The organism is Butyricimonas sp. RTP31003st1_G1_RTP31003_210430, from assembly GCF_040920905.1.
GTDB lineage: Bacteria > Bacteroidota > Bacteroidia > Bacteroidales > Marinifilaceae > Butyricimonas > Butyricimonas paravirosa.
Map to the genome: position 1 here is coordinate 1 of NZ_JBCOSQ010000048.1, position 17,607 is coordinate 17,607.

11 protein-coding genes and 2 tRNA genes are annotated in these 17,607 nt (G+C 41.9%); 8 read left to right on the forward strand and 5 right to left on the reverse strand.

Annotation, left to right across the window (positions count from 1 at the left end):
- Positions 1–209: 209 nt before the first annotated feature.
- Together AB5542_RS14465 and AB5542_RS14470 are read right to left on the reverse strand one after the other, a co-directional pair.
- A tRNA-Gly gene (locus AB5542_RS14465) sits at positions 210–282 on the reverse strand.
- Positions 283–289: 7 nt separating this feature from the next.
- A tRNA-Tyr gene (locus AB5542_RS14470) sits at positions 290–371 on the reverse strand.
- A gap of 228 nt (positions 372–599) precedes the next feature.
- On the opposite strand from AB5542_RS14470, the gene AB5542_RS14475 reads away from it, so the two are divergent.
- Positions 600–1,175, forward strand: a complete 576-nt coding sequence (locus AB5542_RS14475; protein WP_087422494.1) for a DNA-3-methyladenine glycosylase I — start codon at positions 600–602, stop codon at positions 1,173–1,175.
- Positions 1,176–1,223: 48 nt separating this feature from the next.
- Here AB5542_RS14475 and AB5542_RS14480 read toward each other — a convergent pair whose 3' ends face one another.
- Genes AB5542_RS14480 through tsaD form a run of 3 tightly spaced genes read right to left on the reverse strand, consistent with a single transcriptional unit; the run spans position 1,224 to position 3,838 of the window.
- Positions 1,224–1,856: a SagB/ThcOx family dehydrogenase gene (locus tag AB5542_RS14480; RefSeq protein ID WP_087422493.1), complete on the reverse strand. Its 633-nt coding sequence runs from the start codon at positions 1,854–1,856 to the stop codon at positions 1,224–1,226.
- On the reverse strand, positions 1,856–2,785 hold the full coding sequence (locus AB5542_RS14485) for an NAD(P)-dependent oxidoreductase (protein ID WP_279041174.1): 930 nt from the start codon (positions 2,783–2,785) through the stop codon (positions 1,856–1,858). Before AB5542_RS14485 ends, AB5542_RS14480 begins: the two co-directional genes overlap by 1 nt.
- 24 nt (positions 2,786–2,809) lie before the next feature.
- Positions 2,810–3,838, reverse strand: a complete 1,029-nt coding sequence (gene tsaD / locus AB5542_RS14490) for a tRNA (adenosine(37)-N6)-threonylcarbamoyltransferase complex transferase subunit TsaD (RefSeq protein ID WP_118304294.1) — start codon at positions 3,836–3,838, stop codon at positions 2,810–2,812.
- Positions 3,839–4,075: 237 nt separating this feature from the next.
- On the opposite strand from tsaD, the gene AB5542_RS14495 reads away from it, so the two are divergent.
- From AB5542_RS14495 to AB5542_RS14525, 7 genes are all read left to right on the forward strand, one after another.
- Complete coding sequence (locus AB5542_RS14495; protein ID WP_279041176.1) at positions 4,076–8,512, forward strand: translocation/assembly module TamB domain-containing protein; 4,437 nt, start codon at positions 4,076–4,078, stop codon at positions 8,510–8,512.
- A gap of 125 nt (positions 8,513–8,637) precedes the next feature.
- A complete protein-coding gene (gene rocD, locus AB5542_RS14500; protein ID WP_279041179.1) occupies positions 8,638–9,849 on the forward strand; it encodes an ornithine--oxo-acid transaminase in 1,212 nt (403 codons plus the stop codon).
- 158 nt (positions 9,850–10,007) lie between these two features.
- Positions 10,008–10,565 carry an RNA polymerase sigma factor gene (locus AB5542_RS14505; protein WP_087422489.1) on the forward strand — a complete coding sequence of 186 codons (558 nt, stop codon included), beginning with the start codon at positions 10,008–10,010 and terminating at the stop codon, positions 10,563–10,565.
- 258 nt (positions 10,566–10,823) lie between these two features.
- The gene (locus tag AB5542_RS14510) at positions 10,824–11,972 is read left to right on the forward strand and encodes a FecR family protein (protein WP_279040991.1); all 1,149 of its coding nucleotides are present in this window, start codon (positions 10,824–10,826) and stop codon (positions 11,970–11,972) included.
- A gap of 148 nt (positions 11,973–12,120) precedes the next feature.
- Positions 12,121–15,414, forward strand: coding sequence for a SusC/RagA family TonB-linked outer membrane protein (locus AB5542_RS14515; RefSeq protein WP_279040993.1), 3,294 nt, complete (start codon positions 12,121–12,123; stop codon positions 15,412–15,414).
- A gap of 12 nt (positions 15,415–15,426) precedes the next feature.
- Positions 15,427–16,854: a RagB/SusD family nutrient uptake outer membrane protein gene (locus AB5542_RS14520; protein WP_279040996.1), complete on the forward strand. Its 1,428-nt coding sequence runs from the start codon at positions 15,427–15,429 to the stop codon at positions 16,852–16,854.
- Between the two features lie 5 nt (positions 16,855–16,859).
- Entirely contained in the window at positions 16,860–17,600 is a 741-nt protein-coding gene (locus AB5542_RS14525) for a DUF4843 domain-containing protein (protein WP_270545127.1), read from the forward strand.
- Positions 17,601–17,607: the final 7 nt, after the last annotated feature.

Consider the following 17,607-nt stretch of genomic DNA (forward strand, 5'->3'; position numbering starts at 1 on the left):
AGATTATTTTATTGAACTATTTATAATTTTGCAGTCATGAGAAAAGAAGGAATTTACACACTTTTTGAAACACTATCCATGATTTGGTTTACATCTTGGTTTACATGGGGGGGATTTTGCTTACATCATTGCTTACATGAGGGGGTAAAAACCATGAAAATGGCCAGAAATGAAAAAAGCACTTCCTTTCGTAAGTGCTTTAAAATGAGAGCGGAAAACGGGACTCAAACCCGCGACCCCCAGCTTGGAAGGCTAGTGCTCTATCGACTGAGCTATTTCCGCAAATAAGTGGGGAGAGCAGGATTCGAACCTACGAAGACGATGTCAGCTGAGTTACAGTCAGCCCCAGTTGGCCACTTTGGTATCTCCCCTTTGTTCAAAGAACAATTATTTCGGGTGCAAATATACAGCTTTTTGGTTTTGGCGCAATAGTTTTTGGTGATTTTTTGCGTGTCGATATTTAATTTCTTTAATAATGTAAAGGAGTTCAGAGGGTTGTTTGACGGAGTTTATGGCGTAAATAGTATTCTTACGTTTGATAATTGTATGTATGGATGAAATAATAACTACATTTGTAATGTGTTATAAATATTATAATTATGCAAGATTTAATAAACGGACGCTGCGGTTGGTGCGGAACGGACGAACTGTATGTAAAATACCATGATCAAGAGTGGGGAAAATTGGTGACCGACGACAAGAAATTATTCGAGTTTCTAGTGTTGGAGAGCGCTCAAGCCGGATTGAGTTGGATAACTATTCTTAGGAAACGGGAGGGATACCGCAAAGCCTTTTGTGATTTTGATGTCGAGCGGGTAGCACGAATGACGGATGAAGATGTTGAACGGTTGATGCAGTTTGATAGTATCGTGAAAAATCGTCTAAAAATCAAATCAACAATTACGAATGCAAGACTATTTATTGATATTCAAAAGGAATTCGGTAGTTTTTATGACTACACGCTGTCGTTTTTTTCCAACAGGAAGCCGATTGTCAATATCGTTCGGTCTTTAAGCGAGATTCCGGCGTCTTCTCCTGAATCTGATGCCATGAGTAAGGACATGAAAAAGCGGGGTTTTAAATTCTTCGGGACCACGATTTGCTACGCCCATTTGCAGGCAGCGGGGTTCATTAACGATCATTTGGCAGATTGTATTTGCCGGAGGGATAAATAATATTTTTTTTAAGAGGGAAAAAAGAAAACCGCCCGAAGGCGGTTTTAATCATTTCTTTTTGTATCCCACGGGTTGCGTGTAGATAACGATGTGTTTTGCCGGGAGTCCGATGACTTTGGCTAATTCTTCCTTATCCACGGAACCGATGACCACGGTTGCCATATCTTTTGCTGCACATGCCAAATAAACGGATTGTGCCATGTAGCCGGCATGGTGGTAAGAGTATTCTTTCTGGTGTTCCGGGTTCGTGATTCGCCCTTCCTTGTTATGGTCGGCCGTGTAGATAAAACACACGGGAGCGACGCCCATGAAAGGTTGTGGACCACATTCTTTACGGAAATCTCCTTTCTTCACGAGTTCCAGTTCGTGTTTCTCTGCGTTATAGCGATAGATTCCATCTGCCGTGGCCACGTAAAGCACCATTTCTTGCCAGTTCGTGGCGGTGGGAACTGTTCGTTTGCCGCTTTCCGGACGGTTTATACCGTTTGCTGCCCACACTAGGTCGGAAAGGTCTTGTAAGGATAGTTGTTTCGAGTCGAAATTACGGTCTGTTTGCCGTTCGTTCAAACAGTCCATGAGTGCTTTCCCCCCGCTCTTTTTCGGGGCGGGTAATTTGATGTTCTGGGCGCTGACTGCGCCGCCTAATACTGTTAGTACCAGCATTGTGATAATTGTTTTCATTAATTTACAACATTAGTGGGTGTACCATTAAAGAAGTTCAGGATGTTATCAACAGCTTCCTGCCCGGTGGCAATGCGCGTGTCGATAGTGCCTGTAGCGTTGTGAGGGGCAAGGATTACGTTATCCAAGCCGTAGAGCATTTCAGTAACATGGGGTTCATCCTCGAACACGTCCAAGGCGGCCCCGGCGATCGTTTTATTTTGTAAACAGATGGCTAGTTCCTTCTCGTTAATGACTGCCCCGCGAGCAGTATTTACCAGAATAGCTGTCGGTTTCATCAATTCAATTTCCCGTTTCCCGATCATGTGGCGGGTTTCATCTGTCAGAGGGGTATGAATGGAGACGAAGTCCGATCTTTTCAGTAACGTGTCAAGATCAACTTTCTCGTATCCTTCTACTGTACTCCGGCGATTGTAGTAAATAACATTCATTCGGAATGCTTCTGCCAGTTTAGCCACTGTTTTACCAATATTTCCCATGCCGATAATTCCCAATGTGCGCCCTTCCAGCGTGAAACCGAGATTTTTCATAACGCCCCACATGCTTTCTTTTTCAACCCGGATGCGGCGGTCACATTCGGTAATTCTGCGTGCGGCGCTCAACATGAGTCCCATGGCCATTTCTGCTGTTGGGAAACATACTGCTTTCGGGGTGTTACAAACGGCAACTCCTTTGGAGCGGGCGAATTTGATGTCGATATTGTTGTAACCGACACCGAAATTGCTAATTACTTTTAACTTTTTCCCGGCCTCGATAACCGCATTATCGATAGAGCGGGTGAAAATGCCTAGAATAACATCGTAGTCCGGAACAAGTTTGATTAATTCTTCCGTGGTGAAATACTCGCCTTCCGGCATTGTGATCGTGTGTTCTTTTCCCAGTTTGGCGAATGATTCGCGGGGAATGTTGTAAGTAACTAGAACTTTCATATTTTTGATTTTAAACTTTAAACTCTAAACTTTTCTCAAACTCATGCGGGCATCTGCCGGGGCTTCCAAGCCGATAAACTGTGATGCCAAGTATTTGTAATATCCCGTAACGGCAACCATCCCCGCGTTGTCCAGCGAGAAACCCAACCGGGGAATGAAAACTTCCCAACCGAGGCGGGCGCCTTCGTCATACACGGCTTTTTGTAACCCGGAGTTGGCTGATACCCCGCCTCCAATGGCGATTTGTTTGATCCCGGTTTGTTTAGCGGCTTTTTTCAATTTGGCCATGAGAATGTCAACGATCGTTTTTTGCAGTGAGGCACAAAGATCGTTGAGGTTATGTTGTATGAAATCCGGGTCGTTTTTGATTTCATCCCGGATAAAGTACAGGAACGAGGTTTTCAGCCCGCTAAAACTATAATCCAATCCGGGGATATTCGGTTTGTTGAACGTGAATCTTTCTGGGTTACCTTCTTTTGCCAAACGGTCGATTACCGGACCTCCGGGATAGGAGAGTCCCATTACCTTGGCGCATTTGTCATATGCTTCTCCCGCTGCGTCATCAATGGTCTGTCCGATAACTTCCATGTCCAGGTAGTCTCGTACGATAATAATCTGCGAGTTTCCCCCGGACACGAGTAGGGTTAGGAACGGGAATTTCGGGTGACGGGATTCCACACCCGGTTCTTTGATGAAGTTCGCTAGGATGTGAGCCTGTAAATGGTTCACCTCGATCATGGGTATTTGTTTGGCAATAGCGAATCCTTTGGCAAAGGACGTTCCCACAAGGAGGGAGCCCAGTAATCCGGGACCTCTGGTAAAGGCCACTGCATTTACTTCATCTTCTGAGACTCCGGCTTGTTTTAAAGCTTGCGCTACCACCGGGATAATGTTTTGCTGGTGTGCCCGGGATGCTAATTCTGGTACGACTCCCCCGTAGGCCTCGTGAACCTTTTGACTGGCAATAACATTCGATAGCACAACCCCGTCTTTTAGTATAGCGGCCGAGGTGTCGTCGCAAGAAGATTCAATACCGAGAATTACAATGCCCATTTTAATTTCTTGATTTTAGATTTTAAATTTTAGATTGCATAATTCATGATTTGGTGATTTTAGATTTAGTGATTATTAATCACGGGATCATTAAATCGGTCATCACGAAATTAATTCGTTTTACATTTTTCTTAATTTTCAATTATTAAGATGAAATGTCCTGCAATATTAATAAATTTGCGTGCAAACTAAAATAATGACAGCATAAAAAAAATAATCTCCATATTATCTCGGTGTGTGATAGGATTGGTCTTTTTGGCCTTTGCAGCATACATGGCTTTAATGACCCCGTTTGTACAGACGAGGTTAGTGGATTATTTTACCCGTATTTTAGAGGAACGGACGGGAACCACGATTTCTATCGGACGGGTGGAATTCCGCCCGATAGAGTCATTGATTCTAAATGATGTGTTTGTTCGGGATTGTCGTCAAGATACGCTTGTGTTTTGCGAGCGACTGGTGATGAAGGTGGATTCCGTGAGTTTCGTGAAAAGACGTTTCACGATTACGGAAGCTGCTTTCGAAAAAGCCAAGTTTAATTTATGGATCGAACGTAGGCAAGATGGAGGGGAGAGTCTTACAAACGTGGAACAACTCATTAATTCTTTTTCATCTTCCAAGGTCGATACCGTGCCTCAGACCTCTTCGGGGTGGAACGTGAATCTGACTCAGGTAATATTGAAAGATTGTCGTTTCCGGTATATCGAGAGCGATTATGAACCGACAGATTACGGGATTAACTGGACAGACGTTGAGTGTCAGAATCTGAACGTGCGTATTTCAGGTATTGATTTTTCGAACAAACAATATCGGGCTAAAGTTGCGGGACTTCGTTTCAGGGAAAAGTCCGGTTTCGAGGTGACCAATATGGGAGGGGAAGTCGTGGCGAGTGATGATAATTTGTTGGTAACAAACACGTTTATACAGACAGAACGAAGTAAGGTTTATTTGGATACGTTGGAGTATAACTGGGTTCCGGAACACGATTACTGGCGTAATTTTACCACGAGGATGCAACAGCGTTACGTGTTTACTGATTCTAGGGTAAGTTTTGATGATCTGTCGTATTTTAACGGGAAGTTATTGGGGATGCATAATACCGTTTTCGGTAGCGGGGTTGTTTTTAACACGATAAATAATCTGGAAGGGCGTGATTTAGAGATTTATTTAGGGGATAAAAGCGTGCTGCATGGTTCATTTGCATCGCACGGGTTACCTGCTTTTTTCGAAACGGATTTCAATATCGATTTCACGGATACAAAGGTGTCTCCACCGGAATTGGAGGCTATTTATATGCCTTGGCTTAGAAGTCATTACGTGAAAATGCCGGAAATTTTGCATAAATATGATGTCTTTACTTTTGCCGGGAATTTTCAGGGAAAGATTGAGGACTTTGCTGTTAAGGCTCGTACCACGACTCCCGGAATGGTGGGAAGCGTGCTTTTTAATTGCGTGATGGACAGTATCGGGGATATTCGTTACGATGGTTGGTTTGGTTTAGGACAGGTGCAATTCGGATTTCTCACGGAACAATCCTTTTTGGGTAGAGGGTCATTTTTCGGGAAGTTTGATGGGGTGTTGGGTGATTCAACTTCTCGATTTAATTTGTCGAGTAATGTACGTCGTTTGCAGTTATATGATAAGGAAATTCGGGATATTCGCTTGACATTGGGAACGGAAGGTGAACACTTGTATCTACTTTCTTCCGTGAAAAATGATAGTTTGCAGGCTGATGTTCTTTTGGATTATATTATGGGCGACACGTTGAGTTTGGCAAAGACTGAAGGCTATGTGAACGTGCGTCGGTGGGATTCGTGGGCTCCCTCTGTTTTCGGGGAGAGAGAGTCGATTGAATTTGATTTTAGTGGTACTTTAAAACAAAGTGAGGATAATCGCTGGGTGGAATTGCTGGTGCCGGGGTTGACATACGAGAACAGTAGGGGGACGTGGAGTACTGATTCCTTGAAATTCTCCACGACTATATTGGGAGAGTACAGTTTCACTCAATTGCAGTCGGATGTGGCGGACGTGACGATGGAAGGTTTCTTCCATTCCTTGGAAGTGACGGATTTGTGGAATAGTTTTTTGGTAAGTTATTTGCCCGACTATAAGTATGCTGTTGACAGGGCTTTGCCGGAGGGTACGAGCCTGATGCTGGATGTGCATTTAAATGACATTAATCCTTTTTTGAAGGTGGCTTACCCGCAACTGAAATTGTCCCGGGGTGGGAACTTGGCCTGTGAGTATCATTATGCCGATCGTCAGGTAGAGTTGTCTTTGGAGGCAGATACAATTTCCTATGGTGATTTTAAATTACGTGATTCCCGAATGAAACTGAATGGGGATGGGATAAACTTGCATTGCACGTATTCTGCTGATGAATTGAGATATATGAATTTCGGGAAGTTGTATAACGTGCGGAACGTGATAGAGGTAAACACGAATAACGTGAGCGAGCGTCTGACTTGGTGTAATTGGGAGAGGGAGAGTTATAGCGGGTCGTTTGCAGCTAATTTGCGTTTGTTGAAATACGGGGACCGCCATTTAACCCAGGTATTTATTCATCCGAGTACGTTTGTTATGGCGGATAGTACATGGCACGTGGCACGTTCCATGATCCTGAAGGAAGACAATGATATTTTCGTGAATAACTTTGAAATCAGCCGGGGTGAACAGCGTTTTCGTTTATGGGGACGGGTGACGGATAATCCTCGTGATGTTCTTTCTTTGGAGTTTCATGATTTCAGTTTGACCGAGTTTAACAAGATCCTTTTTGATAATAAATTACAACTTTTCGGTCAGGTGAATGGTGAAGTGAGGATTCGAGATTTGTATAATGATAATTTGATATATGCCAACGTGAACGTGGATCAGTGGGGAGTTAACCGGGATACATTAGGGATACTGGATTTGAATTCTCGTTGGGATGCATCGAATAGTGCTTTGGAGATAAGTATGGTTAACCGGATGAAGGAGAGAACCCCGATCGGGGTATTCGGGTATTATAAGCCTTCAACGGATAGTTTGAACGTGAATCTGGAGCTTTCCCAGATCGAGGTGAATTATCTGGCCGGTTATTTTCCCGATATGTTGAAAGGTGGTGAGGGTACGATCTCGGGTAATCTAGTTATGAAGGGGACAACACAAAAAGCCTCGGTTGACGGTTTTCTGGAAATGGATTCCGTGGCGCTTACGGTAGCCGGATTGAACACGGCTTTTAAAGTCGATGAGCGTTTACCCGTGAAGAATAATCGGGTCGTGCTGGATAATTTCAAGATATATGATGCCAAGGGACACGCATCGGTTTGTTCGGGGTATTACGATCTGAACTCGAATTTATACGACGTGTCGCTTAAATTTAATAACTTCCGGGTGTTGAATACCAAGGCGAACCAGAATGATGCGTTTTACGGGCAACTGTATATCACGGGACAGACCCGGATGAATAATTTGTCCGGAGATGGAGCTTTATCCGTGAATTTGAAACCGGAGGCACATTCCGTACTTTACATTCCATTGACTTCTGCGTTGACGGAGGAAGATGGGAGTTTCCTACATTTTATAAATAATCGTCAGGCAGATGAGGGGCGGCGTCCGGATGAAGAGCGCTCTTCACTGGTTTCCAATTTTGATTTGAATGCTAATATCGAGATCAATAATAATTTGGAGGTTCAGATTATTTTTGACCCCACGATCGGGGATATTTTGAAAACGGTGGGAAGTGGTAATCTGCGTTTCGGTTTGGGGAAAGATAACGAGTTGGATATGTTCGGGGAATATAAGATTGAAAAGGGGGATTACTTGTTCACGTTGAGTAATTTGATTAACAAGAAGTTCGTGCTGAACCCCGGGGGAAGTATCAGGTGGAATGGCTCGCCGTATGATGCCACGATCGACGTGAGCGCTATATATAATTTACGTACTTCTTTGAGTGATTTACTTGCCGGAACCACGACGACGGTGGATAAGACAACGAAAGTGCCTGTTGAGTGCGAGTTGAAGTTGGGGGAGAATCTGATGAACCCGAACGTGCAGTTTGGTATTAATTTCCCCTCTCTTGATGTGCAGATGCGAAGTCTGATGCAGAGCTTTTTTTCCAGTCAGGATGAGATTAATAAACAGATGTTTTCTTTGTTGATATTGAACAAGTTTTATACTCCGGATTATGTTGATAAGGATGCCGAGCTGGAAGAACGGAACACGGGCTACCAGATGGGGGTGACGACGGCGAGTGAGTTGCTGTCAAATCAATTATCCCGTTGGTTATCGCAGATCAGTAATAATTTTGATATTGGCTTTTCTTACCGTCCGGGTGATCAGGTGACGACAAACGAGTTCGAGCTGGCCTTGTCAACCCAGATCTGGAATAACCGGGTGACGATTTCTGCCAATGGTAACATGATGGAGAAAGCAAAAACTAATTCCAATACCTCGATTACAGGAGATTTTGACGTGGATGTGAAATTGAATCGCCAAGGTACATTACATCTAAAAGCCTATTCGCATACCGATGAGAAGATCACCTATAATGCAACCGAAACCGTGCAAGGAGTCGGTGTCTCTTATCAGGAGACGTTCGATACCTTCCGGGAATTGTTCCGGAAATACCTGGCTATTTTTAAACGGAAAAAACAATCGACGTCTCCCGTGCAATCCTCTGATAATAAGCAGTAATTTTCATTTCCAATTTTTCATTTTTAATTTTCCATTCTTTGTCATTGTTTTTTTGATTTTTTTTCATCAAATTGTGCTCGTTACGTGAAAACGTCGAACCTAACTAAAATTATATCATGAAAAAAATGACCGAACAAGAGTACATGGACCGCGAGGCCCAATACGGTGCTCACAATTACCATCCACTTCCCGTGGTGTTAGAAAAAGGAGAAGGTATTTACGTGTGGGATGTTAACGGAAAGCGTTATTTCGATTTCCTGTCGGCTTATTCTGCCGTGAATCAAGGACACTGCCACCCGAAGATTGTAGAGGCAATGACGGAGCAAGCCCAAAAGTTGGCTTTGACTTCCCGGGCTTTCTATAATAACGTGCTGGGTGAATGGGAAGAATATATCACCAAATATTTCGGGTACGATAAGGTGCTACCGATGAATAGTGGTGCCGAGGCTGACGAGACGGCCTTAAAATTATGCCGTCGTTGGGGATATGACGTGAAGGGAATCCCTGCCGATCAAGCTAAGATCATTGTTTGCGATAATAATTTTCACGGTCGTACAATCACGATTGTTACGCTTTCTAACGATCCTTCTTCTTATGCCGGATTCGGACCTTTTACTCCCGGATTCGTGAGAATACCGTATGATGATATTCCTGCTTTAGAAGAGGCGTTGAAAGATCCGAACGTGGCCGGATTCCTGTTAGAACCGATTCAAGGCGAGGCTGGTGTTTATGTACCGCATGAAGGATATTTGAAAAAAGCGTATGATTTGTGTAAGGCTCATAACGTGTTGTTTATGGCTGACGAAGTGCAGACCGGTATTGCCCGCACGGGTAAAATGCTGGCTTGTGATCACGAGGGGGTACGTCCGGACGTTTTGATCCTGGGTAAAGCCATTTCCGGAGGATTGATGCCTGTTTCCTGCGTGTTGGCAGATGACGAGATCATGATGACCATTAAGCCGGGAGAACATGGTTCGACTTACGGGGGAAATCCCATTGCAGCTAAAGTGTCTATGGCTGCTTTACAGGTAATCAAGGATGAGAAACTGGAAGAGAATGCCGAAAGACTGGGTAAGATTTTCCGGGAGAGAATGAAAGCGATTAAATCCGATATGGTGGAACTTGTCCGCGGTAAAGGTTTGCTGAATGCGGTGGTAATTACCCCGAAGAATGGTAAAACGGCTTGGGATGTATGTTTGAAATTGCGTGATAACGGTTTGTTAGCTAAACCGACTCACGAGCATATTATTCGTTTCGCCCCGCCTTTGGTTATCAATGAAGAGCAATTAATAGAAGCGATAGGTATTATCGAGAAAACATTAAAAGAGTTCGAGTAGTCGGATTTGAATTTATTATTAGGCATCTTTTCATGATCACGAGTTTGATTTTGGAAAGATGCTTTTTTATATAGTCCAACAATAGCGTATATTATTTCTTTAAATTGTGAAAAGTTTATTTTTCCGCGTATATTTGTTTTATTAAATATCCCTCTTATATGTCAATAGATTTCGATTCATTATTGGAAGGCGTTAATAAAAAAGATATGCGGGCGTGGGAAGAGCTTTATGCAAGGTATTATGCCGTGTTGTGTTCTTACGTGAACAATATCTTGCGGGATCGGGATCAGGCTCAGGACATTGTACAGGATGTTTTGGTGGCTGTCTGGAAATCTTCCAAGCGGTTTGGGGATATGAAGGAACTGACTTCTTATTTATATCGTTCTTGTTATAACAATGCGTTGATTTATAAGCGTAATGTTCAAATCCGTAAGGGTATAGAACAAAAAATCGTATTGGAGGCAGAGGTGGAATTTTCTGATGAGATTTTTGCTATTACCGTGAGAGATGAGTTATTGAGACAGTTGTATTGTTATATCAAGGAATTACCGGATGGTGCCAGGGAAATAATGGAATTAAGTGTTTTGGGGTTGTCCGGGCCTGAAATTGCAGAAAAGTTAGGGATCACGATTCATACAGTGAAAACACAGAAAAGTAGGAGCTTCAAGTATTTACGAGAGAAGTTGAAAGATTCCGTGCTGTTATTTTTAATTTGACCGAAATTTTTTATCGTTTTTGTCATACTCTTTATGACTTCATGTATTATACAATTAAACGATCGTTTTTTAATCAAATAACGAATCGGGAAATATTAAATTATGAATTTTAGTAAGTAGTTGGTAGTAAATGCGATGAAAAAATGCGGAAAATAGAATATCAAATATTTAGGAGCTATTAAAAAACGATCCATTATTGATGTTTCGCGTTTTTCACCAGAATAGCAGTAAATACTTGGATGAATAAAATAACAGGAGATGAAATTGGATTTACATAGAGTGGTAGAATTGTTTCGAAAATCTTTTTCGACTTCGCTTTCTGATAAAGAAAAAGAGGAACTGGATGACGTTTTGCAAGATGATTGTTTGAAAGAGGCATACGATCAATTATCAGATGAAACTTTTGTACTGGATAAATTTCGGGAGTTTGAAAAATATAAGTATAAACCTGCTTTTGATAAGTTAAAAGCTTACCGGCATCGAACCCAGATTAGTCGATGGATCGCATGGGGATCGTCCATCGCTGTGGTCTTGATCCTTATGTTTGTTTGGGTTCACCCTTGGGAATATCGTGGTGATATGCAGGAGTTAGTTAAAAAAACGCAACATATTATACCCCCCGGAAGTAATGCGGCCATTTTGAAGTTGGCAGACGGGAGAATGATCGAAATCGGGAAACAGCCACTGGAACTTAAAGATGCCCAAGGATGCGTGGTAAAATATGAAAATGGTCGTCTTGCTTATTCTTCTGGTGAAGAAGGTCGGGTAACGGAGGTTTACAATGAGTTGGTTGTGCCTATTGGTGGAGAGTGTCATATTCTTTTGGATGATGGGACGGAAGTTTGGCTAAATGCAGATTCAAAATTGAAATATCCTATTGCGTTTAGCGGGGAAAGTCGTGAAGTGATCTTGTCGGGAGAGGCTTATTTTGATGTGAAAAAGGATACTCGTCCTTTTGTTGTAAGTCTGGAAAGTGGTGATATAACTGTATTGGGAACCTCTTTTGGCGTGAGTGCTTACCCGGGTTATCCGAATTACACGACTTTGGTCAGGGGAAGTGTCCGTTTTACTTCTCTACGACAGGAACAAGTTGTTTTGACTCCCGGGGAACAGGCTGTAGTTGATATTTCTGGAAATCTGGAAAAACGGAACGTGGATGTGGAAGAGTTTGTCGGGTGGAAAGATGGAGTGTTCATTTTCAAGGATAAAACATTGGCTGAAATCATGCAAATATTGGAGCGTTGGTATGGAGTAAACGTGATTTTTCAGGATGAAAGCTTGAAAGAATTGGAGTACACGGGTAGTCTTGAAAGATATGATTCTATTAATACATTCTTGCAATTGTTGGAAAAATTAAAAGAAATTCGGTATGAAATAAAGAAAAATACAATTGTCCTATTTAAATAAAAAGAGAAAGACAGACAACAAATTTCTCAGGTTCGGCGTCTGTCCCTTCTCGATTTATATTATTAATATAAACTACAATAATATGAAAAAAAATCGATTAATTAGGTTTCCTGGCCTATTAAAAAGGTACAAGAAAAATTTAATGATTATGAAATGGTGTATTGCTTTTATCTGCTTGTTCACTTTGAACTTGTCTGCGAATGTGTATTCTCAAAAGAATATTGTATCGCTGGATTTATCTGATGTATCCGTTGAACAGTTTGTGAAGGCGGTTAAGCAGCAGACGTCACTTAAATTCATGTATAATTCGTCTCTTATCCGTCAGGCGGGGAAGATTTCTGTGAAAGTTGAAAACAAAGAGTTGAAGGACGTGCTGAGTATGGTGTTGGGTAAAGTCAACTTGGAATACGAATTTTTTAATAACGTGATCTTGATTCGCCAAAAAGGAGAGGGAAAGAGTGAGCAGCAAAAGAAAAAGGTGGTGAACGGGACGGTGAAAGATGAGCATGGGGTGACATTACCGGGTGTTTCCGTCTTGATTAAAGGCGAGAGCGTGGGTGTTGCCACGGATATAAACGGGAAATATTCCATCACGATTCCAGAGAATAAGAAGGAGGTTGTTTTTGCTTTCTCGTTTGTCGGGATGGTTCCGGTGGAGGTTCGATATACCGGTCAGGATTCGATTAACGTTGTGTTGAAAGAGGATGTCGAAAAAATAGATGAGGTGGTGGTAAATGGTTATTTCACCAGGAAAAAAGAGAGTTACACGGGTGTTTCTACGACTTTCTCCGGGAATGATTTGAGAAAAGTATCCACGGGGAACATTTTGAACACGTTGTCCATGCTTGACCCTTCTTTTACGAAAGTGGTGAATAACGAGATGGGGAGTGACCCGAACACGATTCCTAATTTTGAGATTCGCGGTTCCAGTAGTTTGAAAGCTGATTTTGACGGGAATCCGAATATGCCGACATTTATCATGGATGGTTTTGAGGTGTCGGCGGAGAAAGTGTTTGACCTTGATCCGACTCGGGTACGTTTTATCACGATATTGAAAGATGCAGCAGCAACGGCTATTTATGGTTCTCGTGCGGCGAATGGGGTTGTCGTTATTGAGACCGAGGCGCCGAAACCGGGAAAATTGCAATTATCTTATAACGGGAGCATGAATTTTGAGGTGGCTGATCTCTCCGATTATAATTTGATGAATGCGGAAGAAAAATTGGAATATGAAGTTCGTGCGGGACTGTATGATAAAGAAGACAGGCCTGATTGGACGGATAACACGTTTGATGCGTATAATCAAAAATTGAAACTTGTTAAGCAAGGAAATGATGTGGATTGGTTGGCCATTCCCGTGAGGGAGTTAGGAGTTGGTCACAAACATTCTATTATTGCGGAAGGTGGTAACGAGTCGTTTCGTTATGCTTTAGACCTTTCTTATTCCAATAAAATAGGTGTGATGAAAGGTTCCAAACGTGATACATACGGAGGGGGAATACGACTTCAGTATAATTTGAAAAAGTTGAAGTTTACGGATTATGCTTCGTTTGATCACGTGAAATCCGTGAATTCTCCTTATGGTAATTTCAGTGCTTATCAATATTACAATCCTTATTATAATCCTTATGATGAGAACGGGAATGTGAAAAAGATGCTTTACGAGTACTCGTATTATGACCGGGGATTTCAGACAAAAAAGATGTACAATGAGTTGTATAATGCTGTTTTACCTTCTAAAGATCAATCGACCTCAAATCGTTTCTTGAATAATTTTGCTATCGAGTATGATATTATTCAAGGGTTGAAGTTAAAGGCGAATTTATCGTTAAGTGTTGACAATGGAAGAACAGATGTTTATAAGCCATATGAAAACACGGAATTTATTGATAAAGAGAAAAAGGGAAGTTACTCGCAGGGACAATACGAGGATTTCAGTTATGATGTAAATATTATATTGACGTATTTCAAAACGTTTAAAAAGCATGTCTTGAATGCCGGGTTTATTTATAACCTGCGTGAAACAAATCATGATCAGACGGATGTGTATGCGCTTGGTTTTCCGAATGCCAACATGGACCATATTTCGATGGGTGCCGGGTTTAAAGAGGGTGATAAACCCGGTGGAGCTTACGATGTGACCCGTTTGGTGGGTTTTGTGGGTAACTTGGGTTACACGTATGACGAGCGATTTCTGCTTGATTTTTCCGTTCGTAGTGATGGTTCTTCTTTGTATGGATCGAATAATCGTTGGGGTACGTTCTGGTCGTTAGGACTGGGATATAATTTACATCACGAGAAATTTATGGAACGTTTGACATTTATCAATTTGCTCAAAATTCGGGGGTCTATCGGAACGACCGGGGGACAAAATTTTAACCCGTATCAATCCATGGCAATGTATTCTTATAACGATGACCGAATTGGTTCGATTTCATATAGTGGTTATATTGGAGCTATATTGAAGGCTTTCGGTAATAAAAATTTGAGATGGCAGAAGGTTGAAAAACAAAATGTGGGTTTGGATTTCGAGTTGTTTGACCGACGCTTGACGGGGTCTTTCAACGTTTATAATGATATTTCCAAGGATGTACTTATTGACGTGACTCTTGCTCCCTCGCTGGGATTTTCTTCTTACAAGGAGAATCTGGGAGAGGTGAAAAACAGTGGTGTTGAGTTAACATTGAAAGGTACGGTAATTCGGGATAGAGAACGTGAAATTTATTGGGACATCATGTATAATCTGGCTCATAATAAAAACAAGGTGACGAAGATCAATCAGGCATTGACTGCTTTTAATGACAAGCAAGATGCAGAAGTGAAGAATAAACCAGTGATACGGTATAAAGAAGGCTTGTCACAGAACACGATATGGGCCAACGAGTCGCTAGGTATTGATCCGGCAACCGGAGAGGAAATTTTTTTGGATATGAACGGGAATAAAGTGAACGAGTGGGATGCAGCGAATTACAAACCATTCGGATCTACGGACCCCAAGATTTACGGTACGATAGGAACCATGTTCACGTATAAAAAGTGGGAATTGAATGCACATCTGTATTATAAATATGGCGGTTATATCTATAATTCAACTCTCGTGGATAAGGTGGAGAACGTGAACCCGAACGAGAATGGGGATAAACGGATTTTGTATGACCGATGGAACAAAGAGGGGGATGTGGCTAAATTTAAAAAAGTGAGTGACGTGTCCGTGACTAACCCGACATCACGTTTTATAGAGAAGGAAAACTACATTCAATTACAATCTTTGTCAATTGGTTATGATTTCAGTTGTGATAAATTGAGAGAAATAGGGATTCAGCGTTTGAAACTTTCTGCGATCGGTAATGATATTTTTACCTCGTCAACGGTGAAAATGGAAAGAGGTACTTCGTATCCTTTTGCACGTACTTTCTCTCTCTCGGCCCAATTAACTTTTTAATCAGGTAACATTATGAAAAAACGAATGAATAAAGCAATAATTCTTTCACTGGTTCTCGTACTTACGGCATGTAACAATTGGTTGGATGTTTCGCCGAAATCAGATATGAAAGCGGACGATCTGTTTTTGACCGAGGCAGGTTTCCGGGATGGGTTGATCGGTGTTTATGCGCTAATGTGCAGGGAGGACAGTTATGCAAGGGATTTGACGTATGGTTATCTCGACGTGCTAGCTCAATATTACAAGAGTCCCCATCAGTTGACCTCTTCGGGATATGAGCATAATTTCAAGAAAGCGGCTGAGTATAATTACAAGGAAACAGCGGAAGAAGCCCGGATTCTGGCTATTTGGCAAAACCATTTTACGGCGATCGCCAATATTAACCTGGCTCTTGAATATATTGATAAGAAGAAGGACGTGTTTTCTTCGGAAGATATTTATAAGATATATAAAGGGGAGTTTTTGGCCTTACGAGCGTTTTTACATTTTGACGTGTTGCGTCTTTTTGCGTCATCGGCGAGCATGGATAACGGTAATGGTTTGAATTCGATGGCAATCCCTTACGTTGATGTTTACACGAATGTTGCCCGGCCTCAATTGACGGTGAAAGGGGTGTTGGAGAAGGTAAAAACCGATCTTTTGGCAGCTAAAGGCCTGATGAAAGGTCTGGAAGTGTTCAAGGGATTGATGGAGTCTTCTGATCCCCAATATAACCGGGGACAACGAATGAATTATTATGCGGTGACGGCTCTTCTTGCCCGCGTGTATCTTTATGGTAACGAGAGAGAATTGGCACTTGCACAGGTGAAGGAGATTATTGGGGAAGTGAATGGTGAGAACCCCACTTCTTACGAGTTGGCCAATAGTTCTGCTACTTCGGGAAATCCGATGTTTAGTTCGGAGCTGATATTCACCTTGGATGTGCAAAAATTGAAAGATTTGAGTGAGGTTTATTTTACAGAAAACTCCAATTCTGTTTCCAGCATACTTTCCATGTCATCGTCCGGTAAGGCAAATATATTTAATTCCGGGGGATTGGAGAGTGATTTTAGAAGTTCGTGGATGACGTCGGGAACTGATGGAGATTCTTATGTTCTGGGAAAATATAAAGACATGAAATATATTCCGATGTTTAAACTTTCCGAGCTTTATCTGATTGCGGCAGAAACGGCAACAGGAAGTGAGGCCTATGGTTATTTGAATAAATTGAGGAATCATAGGGGATTGGCAAATGTAGCACCGACGGCAGATCTTGAAGATAATATCTTTCAGGAGTACCGACGGGAATTTATAGGAGAAGGACAAATGTTCTTTTACTATAAACGTAAGGTGATGCAAGTGATCGGAGCGGATAATAACATTGCAATAAAGAATCCTAATGCGATTTATAATTTACCGATCCCCACGAATGAAGTTGATTTTGGAAACATAAAAAAATAGAAGCTATGAGAAAATTATTTATTCTTCTTTTAGGAATCGTATTTTATTCTTGCAGCGAGAATGATCGTTTGATATATAGTGAGGGAATGCATGATATATACTATTCTGACGTGACAAAGGACAAAGACAGTATATTCGTGTCTTTACTGACGGCAGAACGGGAATTGACGACAACAATTAATGTCAAACTTTTAGGTGATACGTTGCGTGTCTCGGAAAAATTCAAGTTGGAGGTGATTCCGGGAAAAACGACAGCGAAAGAGGGTGTTCATTACCAGAAACTTCCTGAAACATACGAGTTCCCTACCGGGGTGTTTGAGTACAAAATGCCGGTGACATTGATTAAAGGAGATGAGGGGATCACGAAAGCTCCGGTTATCTTGGCGTTGCGTCTTGTTCCGGTTGCCGGTTTGGGTATTGCTTACGAGAATCGTTCCGTTGTGCGGTTGATTATATCGGATATGCTCCGGAAACCGGAAGGAGATGCGTATTATGAAGATATGGGGGCCTTCGTGGGATTATTCGGTGAGTATTCAAGGAAAAAACATACGATGATTATCGAGTTGACCGGGCATGATTTTTGGGATCTCGGTTACGGGGATAATCCTGATTATAACGGTGACTCTAAGATTTATTACGAGTCCGGTTACTATACCCCGTATGCCAGGAAATTATACAAGATCATCACGGAGAATAGAATCGAGGATGAAAATGGAAAGATTATGCAGGGGTGGATGGTTCCTTAAATAGTAA